Origin of the sequence: Actinomyces procaprae, from assembly GCF_004798665.1 — a bacterium.
GTDB lineage: Bacteria > Actinomycetota > Actinomycetes > Actinomycetales > Actinomycetaceae > Actinomyces > Actinomyces procaprae.
Genome location: NZ_CP039292.1, coordinates 3,564,127 through 3,584,696 on the forward strand (window position 1 = coordinate 3,564,127; position 20,570 = coordinate 3,584,696).

Here is a 20,570-nt window from a genome sequence, read left to right on the forward strand (position 1 = left end):
TCGCCGCGGAAACCCAACGGGACGGCGCCAACAGAGACTAGTCGCGCACGTCCAGCGGCGGCAGGGACTTCACGATCTGCTGGGTGCGCACGGAGACGGTGGTGACGCGGGCGATGAGGTCGAGGAGGTAGCGGGGCTGGGGCCCCGCCATTTCGCCCTGGCCCGCGCCTTCGGCCATCCACTCGTTAGGGTCGTTGAGGATGCCGGAGGCCTTGTCGGTCTTCACCTGGTAGCGGTCGATGAGCCAGTCCAGGCCGCTGCGCGAGCCCAGCAGGTAGTCCTGCGCCGCCTCCGGGATGCCCGACACGGTCACGTGCTCGTTGTAGACGATGCTGGTCTTATCGGCGACCGGCCTTCCGTCCACCCGGGTCTTGCCGTAGCGCAGCTTGGTCACGTGCAGCAAAGCCAGGTCAATCGCGTCGCGCTCCGCCCAGGGCATGTCCTTCCCGTCAACGGTCAAGGTCAGCTCCCACGGCTCCACGGTCTCGTAGTCCAGGTGAAGGTCCGCCAGGCCGCGCCCGGCGGTGGCGATGGCGACGAAGTCCGCGCGGGAGGCCACCAGCGGGATGCGCGGCAGGGACTTCTTCAGGTCCGCGCCGTACCGGCTGCAGTAATCCGGCGAGTGCAGCAGCCCGTAGACGTAGTAGAAGACGTCATCCTTGCCGACCGTCGGCCCGTAGGCCTCCCGGTAGGTACGCAGGGTGGCGTCGGTGATGTTGTCGACGCGGCGGTAGCCGCCGATCACCTCGCCCGCACCCTCACCATCCGGGCTCCCACCATCATTGCCGACGACGCCGCTCGCTCCCGCTCCCAGGTCGAGCATGCCCGCGTCCCGGACGGGCTGGTCGACCGGCTCCCAGGTCCAGCGCGGAAAGAATTGGCCACCGCTTCCCGCACCAGTTACATGCAAATTCGGCACTCGATCGGTCACCAGTGCTGAAAATGGAACGGCTGACCCTTGGCCAACTATGTACAATCCCAGGTTATCGTGCGCCGGCGTGGGGAAGCAGTCGTAGAGTCCGTAGACCATGTCGTTTAGCTGCCGGTCAAAATAGACGTACTGCTTGACGAATGGTCGATAGGTGGACTGGTAGATACGCCCGGGGTTGAAGGTGTAGGTCTTGTTCCGTACGACGTTTTTCTTGTCGGCACGGTTCCAAGAGAAGAGCGTCGGGTCAAGAAACTCCGGTTCCGCTCCGATTCGTGCCTGTACGTTGTAGTACTCGACCATCTCAGAGACCCGCTGAATCAGTTGGGTTGAGGAGTATGAGTACACCCAAGCATCTCGTGCGGTAGCCAACCCACGACTACGCATTCGGAAGATCCCGTCCGGCGCATCCTTACCCCCAATGGATTGCCACGTGCCGTAGCGCGGGTCGCGCTGGTTGATCCAGTCGCCGGCGGCGTTGGGGGTGATCGTCTCCCAGTCCATGGCCTCGATGCGCGAGTCGTCCACGATGCGCAGCTTGTCCTCGCGGCTCAGGTAGTCGCCGATGTCCCGGTAGCGCAGCATCGCCGGCCCGCTGTGGGCGGGGTCCTTGACGAGGAAGGTGACCGCGATCGTCGTCCGTCCTCCCTGACCAAAGACGTTTCCCCGCTCTCGCCTGCGCAGCTCGCCCGCAGTACGAGCGTTACCCCTGAGGTTGAAGACGTAGACGTGGGCGAACTCCTCGGCCAGGCTCAGCCGCACGCCGTCGGCCGTGTTGGCGTCGATGAAGCCGCCGTTGGTGACGAAGCCGATGACCCCGGCGTCCCCGAGCCGGTCACTGGCCCAGCGGATGGCCCGCAGGTAGGAGTCGTACAGGGAGTTCTTGTTCGTGCCCGTCGAGCGAGCCGCGTAGGTGTCGGCGATTCGCCGGTCCAGGTCCGGATAGCGCTGGTTGGCGTTGTTGTCATTGGCGGACTCCTGCCCCACCGAATAGGGCGGGTTGGCGACGATCAGCCGGATGTCCAGCTTGCGCTGGGCGGCGGCGCGGTCGTTGTTGGCCACGAAGAAGCTCGTGTCCAGGGTGCCCGCCCCCTCGCTCATCTGGAAGGTGTCGGCCAGCACGATCCCGTCGAAGGGCACGTAACCGCCGTCGTCCGCACTCCACGCCCCGGCACCGGCGTCGTTCCCGGACTGCTGCGCCTGAGCGAGCAGGTCGCGGTAGGCGACCTCAATGTTCGCCGTCGCAATGTAGTAGGCCAGCAGCAGGATCTCATTGGCGTGCAGCTCACCGGCGTACTTGCGCGCCAGGTCGGCCGGGGTGATGAGCCCGGACTGCAGCAGGCGCACAATGAAGGTGCCGGTACCAGTGAAGGGGTCCAGCACGTGCACGCCCGCGTCGGTGATGCCCCTCCCGAAGTGCTCACGGGACAGGTGGTCAACGCTGCGCAGGATGAAGTCGACGATCTCCACCGGCGTATACACGATCCCCAGGGACTTCGCCGTCTTAGTGAAGGCCTGGGAGAAGAACTTCTCATACAGTTCGGTGATGATGCGCTGCTTGCCCTCGGCGTTGTCGATGCCGGCACAGCGCTCGCGCACCGAGGTGTAGAAGCCCTCCAGCTCCTCGGTCTCCGCCTCCAGGTTGGCGCCGTCGAGCACGCGCAGCATCCGGCCCATCACCTGGGCCACCGGGTTGGTGGCGGAGAAGTCATAGCCGTCGAATACGGCGTCGAACACCGGCTTGGTGACCAGGTGCTGGGAGAGCATGTCGATCGCGGACGCCGGGGTGATCGAGTCGTTGAGGTTGGCCCGCAGGGCATCGAGGAAGTGCGTGAACTCCGGGGCGACCGCCGGGTCCGCCACCCGCTGCTCCAGGCGGGTGCGGTGGCGGGCGGCGATCTGGGCGACGTCCTTGGCCCACTGCTCCCAGTAGCGGCGGCTGCCGACCTTCTGGACCAGGCGCGCGTAGATCGCCTCCTTCCACTTGCCCAGCGATGCCAGGTCGAAGGCCGCCTGCTCACCCAGGTCAACCGCGTCGTCGTCGGGGTCGTAGGCGGGCGTGCCGAAGGGATCGATGATGGCGACCTTGTCCGGCTTGGAGCGGTTGAGGTCGATCTTGTTGACCATGGCATCGAAGCGCTCGTCGTGCGCGCGCAGCGCCTGCAGCACCTCCCACACCACGCGGAAGGTGTCATTGTCGGCCAGCACGTCCTCCGGGGCCATGCCCGTGGGAATGGCCACCGGCAGGATGATGTAGCCGTAGCGCTTGCCCGGAGCCAGCCGCATGACCCGCCCCACGGACTGCACAATGTCCACCTGTGACTTGCGCGGGGAGAGGAACATGACCGCATCCAGGGCGGGCACGTCCACGCCCTCGCTCAGGCAGCGGGCATTGGACAGCACCCGGCAGGACACCGCTCCGTCGGCGTCGCCCGCACCGCCGCCGGATCCCTGGCTGCTGTCGGCGCCCGACGACGACGCTCCCGGCCCGTCCGCGCCCTCACCCGAGAGCCAACCCAGCAGGCGGTTGCGTTCCATGATGTTCATGGAGCCATCCACGTGCCTGACCTCGACCGACCCCAGCCGCCGCTGCGGCCCGGCATCATCGCCGCCCGCCGGAGCGACGGCGTCGTCCCGCTCGGGCAGGCCGCTGCGGTAGTCCTCGGCGACGTCGTTGAAGGCCGCGGCGAAACGCTTGGAGCTTCTGATGTCCCGGGCGAAGGCGACGGCGGTGCGCATGGGCTGAATGTCGGTGCCGTACTCGGACAGGTTCACGGAGCGCTTGGCCAGTGCGTTCCAGCAGCCGACGATGCGGGCGGCGTCATCCAGGGTGAGTTCGCCGTTGCGCGCAAGGGAGGACTGCATGCGGGAGGCGACGGCGTCCTCGGACACGGTCAGGACCAGCACCTTGTAGTCGGTGAGCAGGTTGCGGGAGACCGCCTCGCCGAAGCCCAGGCGGAAGAGCTCCTCGCCGTAGGTGTTGGCGTCGTCCATGGAGGCGAGCACCGCGTTCTTCTGGCCGGCGCGCGCCTTGGTGGAGTCGTCGTAGATGCGGGGCGTCGCCGTCATGTACAGGCGCTTGCGGCCGCGCAGGTAGGTGTTGTCGTGCACGCGGACGAAGGCGGACTCGTCCGCCCCGGCGAGCGTGGCGCCGGTGGTGCGGTGGGCCTCGTCGCAGATGATCAGGTCGAAGTCCGGTGCTCCGAGTCCCTGTGCCCGGGCGACGACGTCGATGGACTGGTAGGTGGAGAAGACCACCGTCATGGGGGTCACGCCGTCGACGGGAGCGGCGCGCCGGGTGAGCCTGCGGGCGAGGGCTTCGGCGTCGGTGGTGGCGGGGATCGCCAGGTCAACCACCGAGATGTCCTCGCTCAGGTCGGTCTTGCCGCGGCCCTTACCGACCTTGTTGTCAGAACAGACCGCGAATGAGCGCAGCGGCACCTGGGCCTCTGCGCTCCACTCAAGCAGCGTCTGCGACAGCAGCGCGATGGAGGGGACCAGGAATAGCGCTACCCCCCCCCCCGCCGCTTCCAGCCATGGCCTCGGCAATGCGCAGCGAGGTGAAGGTCTTACCGGTGCCGCAGGCCATGATGAGCTTACCGCGGTCGGCTGTGGCGAGCCCCTGGGTCACCGCGTCCAGCGCGCGGCGCTGGTGCTCGCGCAGCGTCTTACGGCCAGCACGCTCCATTACCTCCGGGGTGGCCAGGTTGAACTTGTCCCAGTCGATGGTGGAGTTGAACAGGTCCTTCAAGCCGATGCGGGAGACCGGGATGGCCTGGTTCTCCACCGTGGCTGCGGCCGCGGAGTTCCACTTGTCGGTGGTGGACACGAACAGGCGCGAAGTGAACTCACCCGTGCCCGACTCGGCCAGGAAGGTATCGACGTCGGCCTTGGTGACCTGGGACTGCGGGTCATAAAACTTGCACTGCACCGCGCACAGGTCGCCGGTGTCACGCTCGCGAGCCACCAGGTCGACGCCGCGATCCGGGCGGGCGCCGCGGCCCGGCCAGTCCCTCCACATCCAGACCTCGTCGAAGCGCTCAGCGTAACGGGGGTCGGTCAGGAGGAACTGCCGCACCAGGCGCTCGAAGCTCGTTCCCTTGCCTCGCTGCGTCTGCGCATTGAAGTACAACTCGTCAAGGAGGGCGGCGACGCGGGACTGGCTCTCGGGCGACTGACTCACGCTGGGCAGCATAGGCGTGCCGACCCTCCTCCGGGCGCGATACCGAAATCTGGAATCAATCGCAACCGCCCTCGGGCCCGGGTGCCGCCGGGCACGATGCCCGAGGCGCACACCAGCGATCCCATGCCCTCCGGGTCAAGCGACGCCTCACGCCGCCAAGCACATGCCATGAGTTCACCCACCTCCTTGCAGCCCGGGCTCCCGTCACCTAGTCGTGCATGCGAGCGCAGCGATTCGTCTTTGCAGCGTTACCTCATCCAAGTCTTAACCGGGACACCGCCGCAGGTATGCTCGTCGGCGTGAACCACGGCGGTTCACATATGCCACGAGAGCACAGGAGACCCCCATGAGCTCATCCTCCGCGAAGGTTCGTTATACGCCTAAAGGCAGAGACGGAGCCAAGGCCGTGCTTACTCTCACCAGCGGAGAGACTCTCACAGAGACTTGGCCCGGAGCAGACGGCACCCCCGAGTTCATTGGCGTAGACCGTCTGACCATGAACCCGGCGCTCACCGCCGCGCTGCACGCGTTCGTCGTCGCCAAGAAGGCGCAGCGTACTGCCGTTAATAATGTGGCACAGGCCGACGTGGAGAACGGAACAACCGCAACCACTGACATGCACGCAGACCAGGCAGATTCAGTCGCCGATACTCCCACCGACGACTGCGCAGAGCCGGATGCCGCTTCCGCTGCCACGGACAATTCCACCTCTGCGGAGGAGGAAGCAGAGCGATTTGTCAGGATCAGCCGTCTATGGAGAAAGCAGCAGCCCGACCCACTCGACGTCATTCAAGGGCGCTTGCGCGCACAAACAGACGACGCGGAGAAACTACTCCTGAAGCTGGCGCAGATTCATGGATTCGGTGAGCGTGAGTCCACTCAGCACGATCGTAACGCCTGGTGTTCCGCGTGCCTGACAAAAGGGGTCCACAGAGCACTCGACGTACCGGCAAACTGGTATGACGCATGGTGCTGTCGAAACTGTGGAGTGATCACCACCAGGTGCGCGATCCCCGGTTGCCCGAACATGGCGATACGCGGAATGGGCGTAACCGGCACCCGTGGCCTGTCACTGCCGGTTTGCGCAGAGCACTCCCACGAGGTCCCGGATTTTGAGACTAAGGACGCAACCATCGAGGATCTCGAACACTGGCCCGATCTGTTCGAGTACAAGCGCCGTAACGTCACCAGTCTCACCAAGCGAGGGGCGGTCGCCGCGGGGATAACCGTCCTGGCTGTTCCTGCGGCTTATTTCGCCGCACCGGCGATCGGCGGCATGGTAGGCGCAGCCGCCTCCATGGGCACAGGAACAGCACTGTCAGGTGCTGCCGCGTCAAGCTATGGCCTCGCACTACTCGGCGGAGGCTCAATAGCCACCGGAGGGCTCGGCATGGCCGGCGGAACCCTGGTTGTCTCCGCCGCGGGCGGCGCTGCGGGCAGCGCCTACGGTTTGCGGGTCGGCAGCGCATACCTCGGCGATGACTCCTCCTTCGACATCGAGTGCTTGCGTGATGGCGACGGACCCGCGGTTGTGTATTCTTCCGGCTTCCTCACCGACAATGACGACTCCTGGGCGAACTGGAAAAGGCTTATTGACACCGGCTATCCGAACAATGCCGTGTATCGGGTCCGCTGGGGTGCAAAGCAGAAGCGGGATATTGCGACCATTACCGGTGAGGGAGCCGGGCTTCGGCGCGGCATCACCAAGGTGGGCAAAGCGGGCCTCAGGGCGACCCGCTCGGCAGTCAAAAGACTTGGCCCTTTCCAGATGATAACTGGAGCCGCGGAAATGGCGCTCAATCCCTGGTCCGTGGCACTACGGAACTCCTCGGCGGCAGGCACAACTCTCGCAGCCATCCTCCGGCGCACCGAGAACAGGCAGGGGTTCGTGCTCATCGGGCACAGCCTTGGCGCAGCGGTAATGGCGACGGCAATGATCGGACTGGCCGCCGATAACGAGCCCTCTCCCGTGGTCACCGCCCACCTACTCGGCGCCGCATTCCCCGCAACCGCCGACTGCAACAAGCTTTCCGCCGGCGCCACCGGCAAGATCTATAACTACTTCTCCACCAATGACAAAGTCCTCGCGCACCTCTATCGCGCTGCCACATTGGGGGCCAAGGCGGCCGGGTCAACCGGATTTATTGACCCCTGTGGAGGCGTGGTCAATGTGGACGTCAGCGATGTCGTGAAGAAGCATTCTGACTACATACACAAGGTGTCACTATGCATGGAGGCTTGATTGATGTGCACCTGGACGGTGACCTGTACCCGAAGAGCACTCCGTCACCGCAAGCGCCTCGGTCACGATTCGGCTCCACACCCGGCCTGTAGTTGACAAGAGTCCGATCGACCAGGCACTCAAGGCAAATTGACCGCGTGGGTGCGGAGGAACCGCTTCTTGCCGTAGAAGGCAATTTGATGATGATCACCCAACCAGGCGAGGAACTCCTCGTCGGTCTCACCGTTGCACTCCAAGAGTTCGTCATCATCGCGCGCAATGCACTCCGGCCACGAGCTGCTGTCCCACACTGTTGAGCCAGTATCCGAATCCAATCTCCAAACCCGGCGTCCAGCGCACGTCGGGCGGGACCATGCGCAACTCTTCATCCTGCTCCCGCGGGTAGAAGGCAGTCACGTCAAGGGTCGAGTCGACGCAGTGCCTGGCCAGGAGCTCGCGGAACAGCTCCTCGGTTTGCGCCCGGGTCTGGTGCACCAGCGGGAAGACGTCCGTCGTGGAGTAGACGTCGATCGTCGTTGACATGCGCGCGGCATAAACATGCCTACTGACATGATCCGTCGGCGTCCATCCCCCGAATCGCCGTACCCCGTGCCGACTCGGGGATCTGCAACTACTACAGTGAGCTACACCGCTAACCGCCGTCCCTGAAAGAAGCAGCCATGGATTCTGCTCGAACCGGCTCCACCGACAGCCTGTACCTGAACTCCCCGCGCCACCTGCGCACACTCCTGGTCTGGGCATTGGTCACCGCCGTGTGCTTCAGCTTCCTGCCCGCAGCCGTGTGGAGCATCGTGCGCTGGATCCTGCTTGCCGGCCTATGCGTAGAAGTCATCCTGCTTGTTCGCGATCGCCGCGGGCATCCCAGGCAGTAGCCGCCCGCGTCCACGCCCCGGCCTCCCACGGCGTCGGGCGTCTGCTACGCCGGTTCGGGGTTAACAACGCCAGTTAACCGTCTGCTGTATACCTCTGAGGCCTTCAGCAGAACGTTAAGTAGCGTTGTTAACGGGGAAGTGGCGTTGCAAACGACCTCCTCCGCAGCCAGCTACCCGACCAGAACCCACGACCCGCCGGCCAAGCCACCCCACAAGCATCCTTCCGCGCTTCCAAACAGACGCATGGATTCAGCACCATGACGGAAGGAGCCCCGGTGAGCAGGACGCCGACCATAACCGTGCCGGACAGCCTGGCCGCCGCGCTGGATCAGCGCGTGGCACCAGGCGCGTACGCCAGCCGGAGTACAGCCGACATAGACGAGCTCCGCGAGGATCCCACCCTGCATTCCACCGCCTAAGACGTCTGCAAACCTCCGCCTTCCGCTCCACTTGCCACATGGACACGCGGGAATCATTGGGTCATGACTACCTGCCGCGCGTCGTCGACGCCCAGCTTGGTCGGCTGCTTGAAGTCGGCGGCGCCGTCGTCATCGAGGGCACCCGCGCCTGCGGCAAGACCATGACCGGCCTGAATGCCGCCCGCCCTGCGCCTTCCTCGACGACGATGCCACGCCACACCGGCGCCGGACGCTTTCTGCGCATGCGCGAGCGCACCATGACGTGGTTCGAACGCGGCACCTCTACGGGTGCGGGGAGCCCGCGGCATTGCTCCCGGGCTTTCGCCACCGTCCGCGGAACATGACCGCCATCGACGGCGTCGCTCCACCGGCCTAGCGCAAGGGTGCGGGTAAGGGTCGGTACTGGGTGGTGTCCCGCGCCTTGAACGAAGCCGCGAGATCAACAACGACGAAAGCAAACAGCAAGACGAGCGCAGCTACGGACACGCAAATGAGCGGCATTACAACAAGGTCGGCGGACTCGCGCCACGGGGAGTAGTACACCGGAGTGTCGCCCACGTCGAGGAACAGGAAGGAGGCTCCGAGGAACGCAAGCAGGTACACCGCGTAGGCCAGCGGAATCCACGGCGAAACGGGGCGCTCACGAGCATTCGATTGAGCCACCTGAAACAACACAGCGAGCACAATGTGCACTATCGCCTGGCAGGGGCCGACGGCGATGATATAGACGAATGCTCCCCAACCGGCCTTGCTGTCCGCCACCATGGACACCACGCCCGCCACCGGCACCAGCACGACCGACGCCCATCCGACTATGAGCGCCGTGATACGGCCCGCGTTCGCACGGGGCCGAATGGACACGAACCCGGGTCCGGGGGGACCGGGGAGAGTGGACACGCTGTTCACGAAAACACTGTAGCGAGATCGCCTCGCCGCTGTCCGCGCGCGCAGGCGGGTAGCTCTATCCATCTCCCCTGTCCGGTTCGGCACGACGGCGGTCTGCACGCACCCCTCAAAGGCGTCGACTACGCCGGTTCGGGGTCTATTACGCCACTTAGCGCTTGCTTGTGCGGCTGTACCCGGCGAAATCAACCGCCAACCGGCGTACTCAACGCCGAAGTGGCGTAGTAGTCGCCACGGGCGCCCGGGGCGCGTCCCTCGCCGGAGCAGGACACCGTCCCGAGCCGCACCCCTACAGCCACAGGTCGCGACGACGTCGGGTCTCACGCAAGGCCGCAGGCGGAAACAGACTCTCCACCCGCCGCACTAGCCGCTCGGGATCGGCCAGTTCCCGCCACTCGAAGCGGTGCACCGCCCACCCGCCACGCCGCAGCACCATTTCCCGCTGCTTCTCCGCGCGCACGTCCGCCGACGTCGCCAGCTTGCCGTAGCCGTCGAACTCCAGGTCCACCATGGCACTGTCCACGGCGACGTCGAGGAAGTACTCGTGCGCATCGTCGCCGATCCAGCGCCGCTGCGTCACCGGCTCGGGCACCCCGGCCACACCGACCGCCCAGCGCAGCACGCTCTCGCCCGGCGACTCCGCGAAGGGGTCCGCCCGCTCCACCGCTACCCTGGCACGACGCTTGCCGTGACGGCGCCCCTGGCTCTCCACCATGCGCATCAACCGCTCGCGCGCCGCGTCGATCTCCATCTCCCCATAGCAGCGCCGGTTGAAGCGGTCGGGCCGGCACACCGCCCGCAGCGCGGCGTCCACCACCGGCAACGACTCGCGCACCGGCAGGTCGAAGGCGCAGTCCATGGCCGTGCGCAGCGGCGTCGTCACCCGCAATCCGCCCACGTTGACGACCTCCTCCGGCGCCGGCGCAGTGGTCGAACGCAGCAGCGTCACCGACCGACCACGACGTCGGCCCTCCGGCGGCCCGTACCTGACCGTTGGGAACACGATGGTGCTGCGCGATCGGTTCCCGGGCACCGCCAGGCGGATACAGGGCTCGGACTCTAAGACAGGCAGCCCCAGCACCACCGCCGCCGCCTCGTGGGTCAGGGCGATTGCCGACGGCGAGGCTCGCAGCGCCGCCTCGCAGCGCGCCAGGGTGACGAGTTCCTTCAGGCGCCAGGTCGGCGTATCCCGGCCGGGAATGAACATGTAGCTGCCATGCGCCACCCGTATGAGATCGCGTCGACCGGACAGGCCTCCGTTGGAGCGGTCGGCGGTGAACCACATGCGGGGACGTTCGGGCGGGGTCGGGTAGTGCTGCATGTCAGCAGAATCGCCGCGGCCCGACGGCGGCGCCACCGCGCCCCGTGAGCTCTGTGGATTGGGGTGTCGCGAACGGCACCTGTGGACGCCGGTGAGAGGCCGGCGACGGAGGCGGCCCGCAATGGCTCGGTTCAGCGGCACATGCGCACCACCGAAGGCCAGCTCCTTTGCGGGTGCCGGCACCCGCCCACCCGCGGACGCGTCTACTACGCCGGTTCGGGGTTAACAACGCCAGTTAACCGTCTGCTGTATACCTCCGAGGCCTTCAGCAGAACGTTAAGTAGCGTTGTTAACGGGGAAGAGGCGTTGCAGACGAAGAGAGCGCACCCTCCGGCTTGTTGACCAGGGCGATTGCCGACGGCGACACCCGCAGTGTCGGCCCGCCGCCTACTTCCCGCCGCCTACTTCCCGCCGCGCGCCGCCCACCAGGAGTGCAGCGCCTCGCGCGCCAAGTCTTCACCCAGGGGGCCCTTCTCCATACGCAGGTCCATCAGGAAGCGGTAGGCCTCACCGACCACCGGCCCGGGCCCGACGCCGAGCTCGGCCATGATCTGCTTGCCGTCCAGGTCCGGGCGGATGGCGGCCAGCTCCTCCTCCTCGCGCAGCTGCGCGATGCGGTCCTCGAGGTCGTCGTAGGCCGCGTCCAGCATGTGGGCCTTGCGCTTGTTGCGGGTGGTCACGTCCGCGCGAGTCAGCCGGTGCAGGCGCTCCAGCAGCGGTCCGGCGTCGGCCACATAGCGGCGCACGGCGGAGTCGGACCAGGCGGCGTCGGCGTAGCCGTGGAAGCGCAGATGCAGCTCCACCAGGCGGGAGACGTCCTTGATGGTCTGCTTGTCGAAGCGCAGGGCACGCATGCGCTTGGCGGTCATGCGGGCGCCGACGTGGTCGTGCCCGTGGAAGGTGACGGTGCCGTCGCGCAGGAACCGCCGGGTGGCGGGCTTGCCGATGTCGTGGAAGATCGCCGCCAGACGCAGCACCAGGTCCGGGCCGGGCACGGGCCCGTCCGGCCCGGTCTCCAGGTCGATCGCCTGATCCAGCACGGTCAGGGTGTGCTCATAGACGTCCTTGTGGCGCTTGTGCTCGTCGACGGTCTCCTGCAGGGCGGACAGCTCGGGCAGGACGACGTCGGCCACACCGGTGTGCACCATGAGCTCCAGCCCGCGGCGCGGCCACGGCGACACCAGCAGGCGTTCGAGCTCGGCCCGCACGCGCTCGGCGGAGACGATCTCCAGCCGCGTCGCCATGCGGCTCATGGCCTCAAGCACGTCGGGCTCGACGTCGAAGCCCAGCTGCGCGGCGAAACGTGCGGCCCGCATGATCCGCAGCGGGTCGTCGTCGAAGGACTGCTCGGCGGACACCGGGGTGCGCAGCACGCCCGCGAGCAGGTCCTCGAAGCCGCCGTGGGGGTCGACCAGTTGCAGCTCCGGCAGCCGCAGTGCCATGGCGTTGACGGTGAAGTCCCGGCGGGTGAGGTCACCCACAAGGCTGTCGCCGTAGGCGACGGCGGGCTTGCGGGAGCCGGACTCGTACTCCTCGGTGCGGTAGGTGGTGACCTCGACGATCGTCTCGCCCTTGCGCGCACCAATCGTGCCGAAGTCCTTGCCGACGTCCCAGCAGGCGTCGCCCCATTCCTTCAGCAGCGCCTCGGTCGCCTCGGGGCGGGCGGAGGTCGCGCAGTCCAGGTCGTGCGGGACGACGCCGAGGAAGGCGTCCCGCACGGGTCCGCCGACCAGCGCGAGCTCGTATCCGGCGGCGGCGAAGCTGCGGCCCAGGTCGTGCAGCGAGGGTGGCAGGCTGCGCAGGGCCCGGCGGGCGGTGGGGGTCAGGCCGTCGGCGTCGGGGCGCTCGTCGGGGACGACGGCGGTGCGGGCGCGCCGCTCCGGGCGCGGGGCGGACTTGGGGGCGGGGGCGGTCGGGCGGTCGGTCATCGGCCTAAGCCTGCCACGCGGAGCGCAAGGGAGCCGATCCGCGGGTGGACCGCCTAGAGTGTCCCCATGTCCTCCCACCGCTCACGTGTGCCCCGCGCCGGCAGTCGGCCGCGGCGCGCGACCGCGCGCTCATTGCCCGTGGTCGATGAGACGAGTGCCGGCGGGCTGATCATCGACGTGCAGGACGGCCGGGCCGTGACCGCCGTCATTGCGCGTCGCAACCGGGGTGGGCGCCTGGAGTGGTGCCTGCCCAAAGGACACCTGGAGGGCGAGGAGACCGCCGAGGAGGCGGCCGTGCGTGAGATCGCGGAGGAGACCGGTATCACCGGCCGGGTGCTGCGGCACCTGGCCACCGTCGACTACTGGTTCGCCGGCGAGGATCACCGCGTGCACAAGGTAGTCCACCACTTCCTGCTGGAGGCCCTGGGCGGCAGGCTCACCACGGAGAACGATCCCGACCATGAGGCGGAGGAGGTCGAGTGGGTGACTCTTGATGACGTCGCCCGCCGCCTGGCCTACCCCAATGAGCGTCGGATCGTCGCCGCCGCCAGGGAGATCCTGGTGGGTGACGGGTGACTCCCGGCGCGGCGCACCGCTGTCCGCCGGTCGGTCCCGCCGCACGGCGGGTACTGACCGTGCTGCTGTCAGTGCTAGTACTGGTCGGCGCGCTCACGGCGGCCCCGTTCGGCGTCGCCTCGCCCGCCGACGCGGCCGGGCCCGGTGCCGGCCCGGCCGCCGTTGCCGCAGATGTGACCGACGCCGACTCTGAAGCCACTGAGGAGGAGGTCACCGGCAGGGTCACCGTCTCCGTGACGAGCCTGGCTCCGGAGGTGGTGAGCACCGGCGAGGACGTCACCATCACCGGCACCATCACCAACGGCACCGAGCAGGCGCTGACTGACGCCACGCTGGTGGTGCAGATGCAGTCGCGCACCGAAATGACGACGGCCGGCCTGGCCTCCTGGCTGGGCGACGAGCATGACACGCCCCTGGAGACGGTCGCCGTGCAGACTCAGAGCGAGCAGGTCGCCCCGGGCGCGGAACGGTCCTTCAGGGTCACGGTCAGCTCCGATGACATGCCGCTGTCCGACACCGACCAGTGGGGGCCGCGCGGCGTGCAGGTGGCGCTGACGCAGGGCTACACCACGCTCACTCAGGACCGCACGATCCTGCTTTGGAACCCGGGGGTGCGGGTCAGCCCCACGCGGGTGACCGTATTCGTGCCGGTGACGGCCTCCCCGGCCGAACTCCTGGCCCTGACCGCCGCCACCCCCGAGGTGCGCGAGGAGGCGGCTGCGACCCCGCCCGCCTCCACCGACCCGACCGCGGGCCCTTCCGCGAGCGGCACCGCCGGTGCGGTGCACGACCCCACGCCGACGCAGGAGGGCACCGCCACGGAATCCGCCGACTCCCAGGCCGGCCCCACCGATGCCGCGAGCGCGGACCCCCAGGACGGGGACGCCGGGACCGCGCAGACGCTCTCGGCGCTGCGCGAGCGGGTGCTCGGCCTGCTGGAGCTGGCCGGGGACGGGATCGTCCTGGCAGTCGACCCGGCGCTGCTCGCCGCACTCGGGCTTGACTCCGCCGCACCGGTCGCCGCCACCGCCGCGCCCGCGCCCACGGAGGAGTCCGCTCAGCCCGAGGCCACCGACGCCGACCGGCTGGGGACCGCCCTCGGGGCCGCGCTGGAGGCCGGGGACGTGATCGTCCTGCCCTGGGCGGACGCCGACCTGGCCGCCCTCGCCCACCTGGGGGAGGACGAACTGCTCGACTCCGCCCTGGAGCGGGCCCGGGACTCCGCGGCGGCGAGCTCAGGCGCCGGCACCGAGCTCGCCTGGGCGGCGGGCTCCCTGGACGCCACCACGCTCGCCGCCCTGCCCGACTCGGTGACCACTGTCGTCGCCCACCCGGGCGACGCCGCCGTCGCCGAGTACCTGACCTACACGCCGTCGGGCACCATGCTGCTCGACGGCCGCACCGTCCTGATCCCGGAGGAGGAACTCTCCGCGGCGGCCGGCGGCAGCCTCGCCACCGGCGAGGGGGACGCGAGGCTGCCAGAGCTCGACGCCGTGCAGCTCCTGCGCGGCCAGAGCGCGATCCTGACCCGGCAGGCCCCGGCGCTCAGCCGGGACCTGGTCGTGGCCGTCTCCCGCGAGGACGCCGCACACACCGATCCGCAGGTGCTCCGCCAGCGCCTGGCCGCCCTGACGGGCTCCACCTGGATGCAGCCGCAGGACCTTCAGTCCCTGCTGGAGTCGGCCGCCGACTCGGCCACCGCCGGCACCGAGGCGGTGCGCATGGCACTGCCGGATTCCACCACCGGCGAGGGCGAGGTGACGGCGATTACCCTGGGGGCGGCGCGGCAGGCCGCGACCCGGCTGGATTCGGTGGCCTCCATCCTGAGCGACCCGACCCGGGCCCTGGGGGTGTCCACGGACGTCGTCGCCCTGACCGCCTCGGCCTCCTGGAGGGAGGACGAGTCCGCCTGCACGGCGATGATCAACCAGGCCCGGGCTCATGGTGAGACGGTGATTCAGGGGCTCGCGGCGGCGCCGTCGAGCACCATCAACCTCATCGCCTCGGCCGCCGACCTGCCGGTGCGGATCGTGTCCTCCCTGGACCAGGACGTGACGGTCAAGGTGCACCTGGAGTCCAGTTCCACGCGCCTGCAGATCTCGGAGGATGTCACCGTCACCGTGCCGGCGGGGGGGCAGGCGACCGCGAGCGTGCCGGTGACCGCCGTCGGCTCCGGTGACGTCGACGTGACCATCCAGCTGCGTGCCGACGACGACGCGCTCGTCGGCACGCCCTCCACGGTCCATCTGCGGGTGCGGGCCGACTGGGAGAATGTGGGCACCCGCATCCTCAGCGGAGTCCTGGTGATCCTGCTCGTAGCCGGCATCGTCCGGACCGTGCGCCGGGGACGCCGAACCGCCACACCCAGGGAGCGCAGATGAAGCAGGACGGGGCGCAGTCCCGGACCAACAGCCCGGTCCAGCGGGGGCAGCAGGCCGACAAGGAGCGGCAGGCGCCGTCGATCGCCCGTTCCAGTGCGGTGATGGCCGCCGGCACGCTGACCTCCCGCATCCTGGGGCTGGTGCGCAATGCACTGCTGATCTCCGCGCTGGGCGCGACCGCCTCCGGCGCCGCGGACGCCTTCAACACCGCCAACACGGTGCCCACCCAGCTGTACAACCTGCTGATCGGCGGCATCCTCAACGCGATCCTGGTGCCGCAGATCGTGCGCGCGCTGCGTCAGCGCAACGGGGAGGAGCTGGTCAACCGGCTGCTGACCGCGGCCTCCCTGGTGATCGCGGCAGCCTCCGCGGTGCTGACGGTGGCGGCGCCGCTGGTGATCATGCTGTACGCCTCCGGCCTGGGGCGCTGGCAGCCGCTCGCCTTCGCCTTCGCGTTCTGGTGCATGCCGCAGATCTTCTTCTACGGCCTGTACGCCCTGTGGGGGCAGGTACTCAACGCCCGGTCCAGCTTCGGCCCCTACATGTGGTCACCGGTGCTGAACAACATCATCTCCATCGCCTCGATCCTGGCGTACCTGCACATTTACGGCGGCTACACCACGGGGCAGGATCCGGGTATCTGGGATGCGGGCCGCATCGCCCTGATCGGGGCGACGACGACGCTCGGCATCGCCGCCCAGGCACTGATCCTGTACATCCCGCTGGTCCGCTCCGGCTTCCGCCCCAAGCTCATCCTCGGGGTGCGCGGCATGGGGCTGGGGAGCATGTCCAAGGTGGCGCTGTGGGCGCTGCTGGGCACGGGCATCGTCTCCCTGGGTGACCTGGCGGCCACGAACCTGGGCTCGCGGGCGGTCACGGCCGCCGAGTCGGCCGCCTACGCGGACGTGATCGTCCCGTCGACGACGATGTACGCCAACGCCCAGCTGGTGTACATGCTGCCGCAGTCACTGGTGACCACCTCGATCATCACCGCGCTGTTCACCCGGATGAGTGAGAAGGCGGCGGCCGGGGACCGGGAGGGCGTGCGCGACGACCTCTCCCTGGGGCTGCGCTCGATCGCCGTGTTCACGGTGCTGTTCGCCGCGGGTATCGGCACGCTGGCGGCCCCGGCGCTGCAGGTGTTCGTCCCCTCCCTCGCCCTGGAGCAGGCCAATGCCTCCGCCCCGATCCTGACGGTGCTGGCGATCGGCATCGTGGGGCAGGGCATCTGGTTCACCATGCAGCGGGTCATGCTCGCCTACGCGGACACCAAGCGCCTGCTCATCGCCGACACCGTGGTGGGCATCATCCCCGTCGTGGTCTGCCTGGGCGCCTACCTGCTCGCCCCGGCCAACCACTGGATGGTGTGGGCGGCGGTGGCCTCGGCCACCTGCCAGGTCGCCGGGTTCCTCGTCCTGGTCCCGCTGATCCGGCGGCACCTGCCGGACCTGGACGGCCCGCGCGTGGTGGGCACCTATGTGCGGCTGATCGCCGCGGCCGCGCCCGCCGTACTGACCGGGCTGCTCGTGCGCCGCCTGCTCGGCCCCACCGATGGCTCCCTGACCGGGTCACGACCGGTTGACGCCCTGGTGACGGTGCTGGTGGCGGCGGTACTCATGTCGGTGGTTTATCTGGCCGCCGCCAAGGCTTTGCGCGTGCAGGAGCTGAACGTGTTCTTCAGTCCCCTGTCGCGCATTGTCACCAAGATCGGAGGGCTCCTGCCCGGGCCGGTGGGCCGCGCGGTGGTGGGCGCGGGCCGGGCCCTGGCGCCCGCTGCGCCCTCCTCGCCGGGGGCGGGCGCCGAGGCCCAGGAGCCGCTGGTGCTGCCCCCGTCCTTCCCGCCGGCAGCCAGGCAGTCGGGCACCGGGCCCGTTCCGACCTCCTCCAGTATCGGTTTCGCCCCGGCCGCCGTATGGCCCGCAGATCCGGCTAGACTCGCTTTCAACACTCAGGCGCTACCAGTCGTGGGAGGTGGCCTTATGGCGGACGCTACACCGATCGGTTCCGGCCGGTATGAGCTGCTGTCCGCCATGCCCGCGACGCTGCCGCGCATCGTGCGGCACCTGGGCCGGGACACGATCCTGGACCGTCCGGTCACCGTGCTGATGCTGACCGACGCCACCCCGAACCGCCGTGAGGTGCTGGAGGCGGCCACGCGCGCCGTGCTGGTGGATGATGGGCGCATCCAGCGCGTATACGACGTTGAGGCGGGCACGCCGTCGTTCATCGTCACCGAGCCGATGACGGGCCGCACCTTCGCCTCCCTGGTGGGCACGGGCCTGCGGGCCGACCAGGTGCGCGCAATCGTCGGCGAGGCCGCTCAGGCCCTGGACGCCTGCTCCCGGCGGGGCCTGCACCACCTGAACCTGGCGCCGGAGTCGGTGCGTGTGCGGCCGGACGGCACCGTGCAGGTCTCCGGCGTCGGCGTGGAGGCTGCGGCCCTGGGCCGGGACTCAGTGGCGACCGCGGACCCCCTGGCGGCTGACCGTGCCGACGCGCACGCCCTGGTCGAGCTGCTGTACTACGGACTCACGGGACGCTGGCCGGGAAAGCGCACCGGCCTGCCCACCGCGCCCATGGCCGGCGGCGCACCGGTGCCGCCGTCCCAGATCGCCCGCACCCCCGACGACGTCGACGCCGTCCTGGATCAGTTGGTTACCCGCACCTGGGCGGACCCGGAGGGCGCACCCAAGTCCGCGGCCGAGGTCGCCGGCGTGCTGACCCCGTGGGATCGCGGGGCACTGGCGGAACTGGCCGCCCCGTCGGCGGCACCCGGCGAGCCGACCGCGCCCCCGGCGCCGTCGCCCGCGTCCTCCGGGGCCTCCGCCGCCGCGCTGACCAGCATGGCGGGAGGAGTCCTGGCGCGGCTGCGGCGGCGCTCCACCGCCCGCGTGGCGGACGCCGAGGACGCCGTCGTCCCCGCACCCGCCGCGGGCTCGGCACCCGCCCCCGATGAGCGGCCCCCGGCCACCGCGGACCGGATCGCGGCACCCGCCCCGGCGAGCGCCCCGGCCGCCCCGGCCGACGCGGGGGGCTCATACCAGCCTGCACAGGAGAGTGCCTCCGCTCCGTATGCGCCGGAGGACTACCGGACGGCGCAGGAGTTGCGCCCGGATGATGAGGATGAGGAGGAGAGGGCGGTCAACCGCACCACCACGGCCGTCCTCGTGGCCGTCCTCGTGGCCGTCCTCGTCGGCGTGTTCTTCGCCGTCAACAACCTGCTGGGGCTGGCGGGCGTGAAGTTCCAGGATGATGACATTCCCGCCGCCAAGACCGTGCCCACGGCCTCGGCTGCTCCGGCCCCGGCACCGGAGCAGCCGGAGGAGGAGCAGGCGGAGGCCACCGCCAAGCCCGTCTCCGCTCAGGCCCTGGACCCCTTCGGTGACAACAACGAGCACCCGGAGAACGCCGCCCGGGTGATCGACGGCGCCACCGATCAGGCCTGGTCCTCGCGCTTCTACTACGACGCCTCCCTCGCCTGGAAGCAGGGCATCGGCATGGCGGTGTCACTCGAGAGCGAGGCGCCGGTGTCCGGCGTCGAGATCCATGGCACGGGTGTCGGCGGCAACGTGCAGGTGCGCGCTACCAGCGCGGAGGATCCGACCGGCGGGACGCTGCTGGCGGAGGGGGCCTTCAGCGAGGGCACAACCACCTTCGACTTCGATGCCACCTCCACGCAGTCCATCGTGCTGTGGGTGACGGACCTGCCGACCGCGGCCGACGGCGAATATAAGGTCACCATCTCGGAGATCACGTTCAAATAGGTCGTTCCACTGGAACAAAGTGCCCTGGTCCCCGGTTCACTCGGCGTACCCGCTTGGTACCGACGGGCATCAGCCCGCTGGGAAGACACGAGTCAGGAGAGTCATGGTCCACGACGTCGTCATTGTCGGTTCCGGCCCCGGGGGCTACACGGCTGCGATCTACGCCGCCCGCGCCCAGCTGCGGCCGATCATCCTCGCCGGCTCCGTGACCGCCGGCGGCGCCCTGATGAACACCACCGAGGTGGAGAACTACCCCGGCTTCGGGGAGGGCATCATGGGCCCCGACCTGATGACCCAGATGCAGGAGCAGGCGGAGCGCTTCGGCGCGGACATCCGCTACGAGGATGTCACCGGCCTGGACCTGACCGGTGACGTCAAGCGCATCACCACCGACGATGCCGTCTACGAGGCCCGCACGGTCATCCTGTCCACCGGCTCGGAGTACCGCAAGCTCGGAGTCGACGGAGAGGAGCGGCTGTCCGGTCACGGCGTGTCCTACTGCGCCACCTGCGACGGCTTCTTCTTCAAGGACAAGCCGATCGTCGTCGTCGGCGGCGGGGACTCGGCGATGGAGGAGGCCACCTTCCTGTCCCGCTTCGGCTCCTCGGTGACGGTGGTGCACCGCCGCGACCAGCTACGGGCCAGCGCGGTCATGGCCGCTCGCGCCCAGGAGGACCCGAAGATCGACTTCGCCTGGAACTCCCGGGTGGTGGGCCTGAACGGGACTGACGCGCTGGAGTCGGTGACCCTGGAGGACACGGTTACCGGGGAGCGCCGTGAGCTTCCGGCCGCGGGCCTGTTCGTGGCCATCGGGCAGATCCCGCGCTCGGAGCTGGTGTCGGGCGTGCTGGAGCTGGACGACGCCGGCTACATCAAGGTGGACTCGCCCTCACAGCGCACCAACATCCCCGGCGTCTTCGCGTGCGGCGACGTCGCCGACCCGCACTACCAGCAGGCGGTCACCGCCGCCGGCTCGGGCTGCCGGGCCGCCCTGGACGCCGAGGCCTACCTGGCCGAGCTGGACGCGTGAGTCCGCGCCAAGTAGGGCGCATC

At 68.8% G+C, this 20,570-nt stretch carries 14 protein-coding genes; 8 read left to right on the forward strand and 6 right to left on the reverse strand.

Annotated features, from left to right (window positions below):
• Positions 1–37 precede the first annotated feature (37 nt).
• Together E4J16_RS16030 and E4J16_RS16035 are read right to left on the reverse strand one after the other, a co-directional pair.
• Entirely contained in the window at positions 38–4,477 is a 4,440-nt protein-coding gene (locus E4J16_RS16030; RefSeq protein ID WP_275669560.1) for a type ISP restriction/modification enzyme, read from the reverse strand.
• The gene (locus E4J16_RS16035; protein ID WP_275669562.1) at positions 4,389–5,111 is read right to left on the reverse strand and encodes a restriction endonuclease; all 723 of its coding nucleotides are present in this window, start codon (positions 5,109–5,111) and stop codon (positions 4,389–4,391) included. The genes E4J16_RS16030 and E4J16_RS16035 overlap by 89 nt, the downstream gene beginning before the upstream one ends.
• Positions 5,112–5,457: 346 nt before the next feature.
• Here E4J16_RS16035 and E4J16_RS14855 point away from each other — a divergent pair, with 346 nt between their 5' ends.
• Entirely contained in the window at positions 5,458–7,353 is a 1,896-nt protein-coding gene (locus tag E4J16_RS14855; protein WP_136314483.1) for a DUF726 domain-containing protein, read from the forward strand.
• Between the two features lie 246 nt (positions 7,354–7,599).
• Here E4J16_RS14855 and E4J16_RS14860 read toward each other — a convergent pair whose 3' ends face one another.
• Entirely contained in the window at positions 7,600–7,875 is a 276-nt protein-coding gene (locus tag E4J16_RS14860) for a hypothetical protein (RefSeq protein ID WP_136314484.1), read from the reverse strand.
• 137 nt (positions 7,876–8,012) lie between these two features.
• Here E4J16_RS14860 and E4J16_RS14865 point away from each other — a divergent pair, with 137 nt between their 5' ends.
• From E4J16_RS14865 to E4J16_RS14870, 3 genes are all read left to right on the forward strand, one after another.
• Positions 8,013–8,225 carry a hypothetical protein gene (locus E4J16_RS14865; protein ID WP_136314485.1) on the forward strand — a complete coding sequence of 71 codons (213 nt, stop codon included), beginning with the start codon at positions 8,013–8,015 and terminating at the stop codon, positions 8,223–8,225.
• 275 nt (positions 8,226–8,500) lie between these two features.
• Entirely contained in the window at positions 8,501–8,644 is a 144-nt protein-coding gene (locus E4J16_RS15250) for a ribbon-helix-helix domain-containing protein (RefSeq protein ID WP_168709532.1), read from the forward strand.
• A 38-nt stretch (positions 8,645–8,682) separates the two neighbouring features.
• Positions 8,683–8,988, forward strand: a complete 306-nt coding sequence (locus E4J16_RS14870) for a hypothetical protein (RefSeq protein WP_136314486.1) — start codon at positions 8,683–8,685, stop codon at positions 8,986–8,988.
• 28 nt (positions 8,989–9,016) lie between these two features.
• Here E4J16_RS14870 and E4J16_RS14875 read toward each other — a convergent pair whose 3' ends face one another.
• The 3 genes from E4J16_RS14875 to E4J16_RS14885 form a co-directional block, all read right to left on the reverse strand.
• The gene (locus tag E4J16_RS14875; protein WP_136314487.1) at positions 9,017–9,550 is read right to left on the reverse strand and encodes a hypothetical protein; all 534 of its coding nucleotides are present in this window, start codon (positions 9,548–9,550) and stop codon (positions 9,017–9,019) included.
• 286 nt (positions 9,551–9,836) lie between these two features.
• Positions 9,837–10,868 carry a hypothetical protein gene (locus tag E4J16_RS14880; RefSeq protein ID WP_136314488.1) on the reverse strand — a complete coding sequence of 344 codons (1,032 nt, stop codon included), beginning with the start codon at positions 10,866–10,868 and terminating at the stop codon, positions 9,837–9,839.
• Positions 10,869–11,269: 401 nt separating this feature from the next.
• Complete coding sequence (locus E4J16_RS14885) at positions 11,270–12,796, reverse strand: CCA tRNA nucleotidyltransferase (RefSeq protein WP_136314489.1); 1,527 nt, start codon at positions 12,794–12,796, stop codon at positions 11,270–11,272.
• Between the two features lie 66 nt (positions 12,797–12,862).
• On the opposite strand from E4J16_RS14885, the gene E4J16_RS14890 reads away from it, so the two are divergent.
• The 4 genes from E4J16_RS14890 (at position 12,863) to trxB (ending at position 20,547) form a co-directional block, all read left to right on the forward strand.
• A complete protein-coding gene (locus E4J16_RS14890) occupies positions 12,863–13,372 on the forward strand; it encodes an NUDIX hydrolase (protein WP_136192061.1) in 510 nt (169 codons plus the stop codon).
• The gene (locus E4J16_RS15255) at positions 13,369–15,753 is read left to right on the forward strand and encodes a DUF6049 family protein (protein ID WP_168709533.1); all 2,385 of its coding nucleotides are present in this window, start codon (positions 13,369–13,371) and stop codon (positions 15,751–15,753) included. The genes E4J16_RS14890 and E4J16_RS15255 overlap by 4 nt, the downstream gene beginning before the upstream one ends.
• A complete protein-coding gene (locus E4J16_RS14895; RefSeq protein WP_136314490.1) occupies positions 15,750–19,517 on the forward strand; it encodes a lipid II flippase MurJ in 3,768 nt (1,255 codons plus the stop codon). The genes E4J16_RS15255 and E4J16_RS14895 overlap by 4 nt, the downstream gene beginning before the upstream one ends.
• Before the next feature lie 103 nt (positions 19,518–19,620).
• Entirely contained in the window at positions 19,621–20,547 is a 927-nt protein-coding gene (gene trxB, locus E4J16_RS14900; protein ID WP_136314491.1) for a thioredoxin-disulfide reductase, read from the forward strand.
• Positions 20,548–20,570: the final 23 nt, after the last annotated feature.

Bases quoted from the DNA above. Each gene is read 5' to 3' on its own strand.
- E4J16_RS14895 (WP_136314490.1), top strand. From the start codon at position 15,750: ATGAAGCAGGACGGGGCGCAGTCCCGGACCAACAGCCCGGTCCAGCGG.
- E4J16_RS14860 (WP_136314484.1), bottom strand. From the start codon at position 7,875: ATGTCAACGACGATCGACGTCTACTCCACGACGGACGTCTTCCCGCTG.
- E4J16_RS14885 (WP_136314489.1), bottom strand. From the start codon at position 12,796: ATGACCGACCGCCCGACCGCCCCCGCCCCCAAGTCCGCCCCGCGCCCG.
- E4J16_RS14880 (WP_136314488.1), bottom strand. From the start codon at position 10,868: ATGCAGCACTACCCGACCCCGCCCGAACGTCCCCGCATGTGGTTCACC.
- E4J16_RS14855 (WP_136314483.1), top strand. From the start codon at position 5,458: ATGAGCTCATCCTCCGCGAAGGTTCGTTATACGCCTAAAGGCAGAGAC.
- E4J16_RS14870 (WP_136314486.1), top strand. From the start codon at position 8,683: ATGGACACGCGGGAATCATTGGGTCATGACTACCTGCCGCGCGTCGTC.
- E4J16_RS14865 (WP_136314485.1), top strand. From the start codon at position 8,013: ATGGATTCTGCTCGAACCGGCTCCACCGACAGCCTGTACCTGAACTCC.
- trxB (WP_136314491.1), top strand. From the start codon at position 19,621: ATGGTCCACGACGTCGTCATTGTCGGTTCCGGCCCCGGGGGCTACACG.
- E4J16_RS14890 (WP_136192061.1), top strand. From the start codon at position 12,863: ATGTCCTCCCACCGCTCACGTGTGCCCCGCGCCGGCAGTCGGCCGCGG.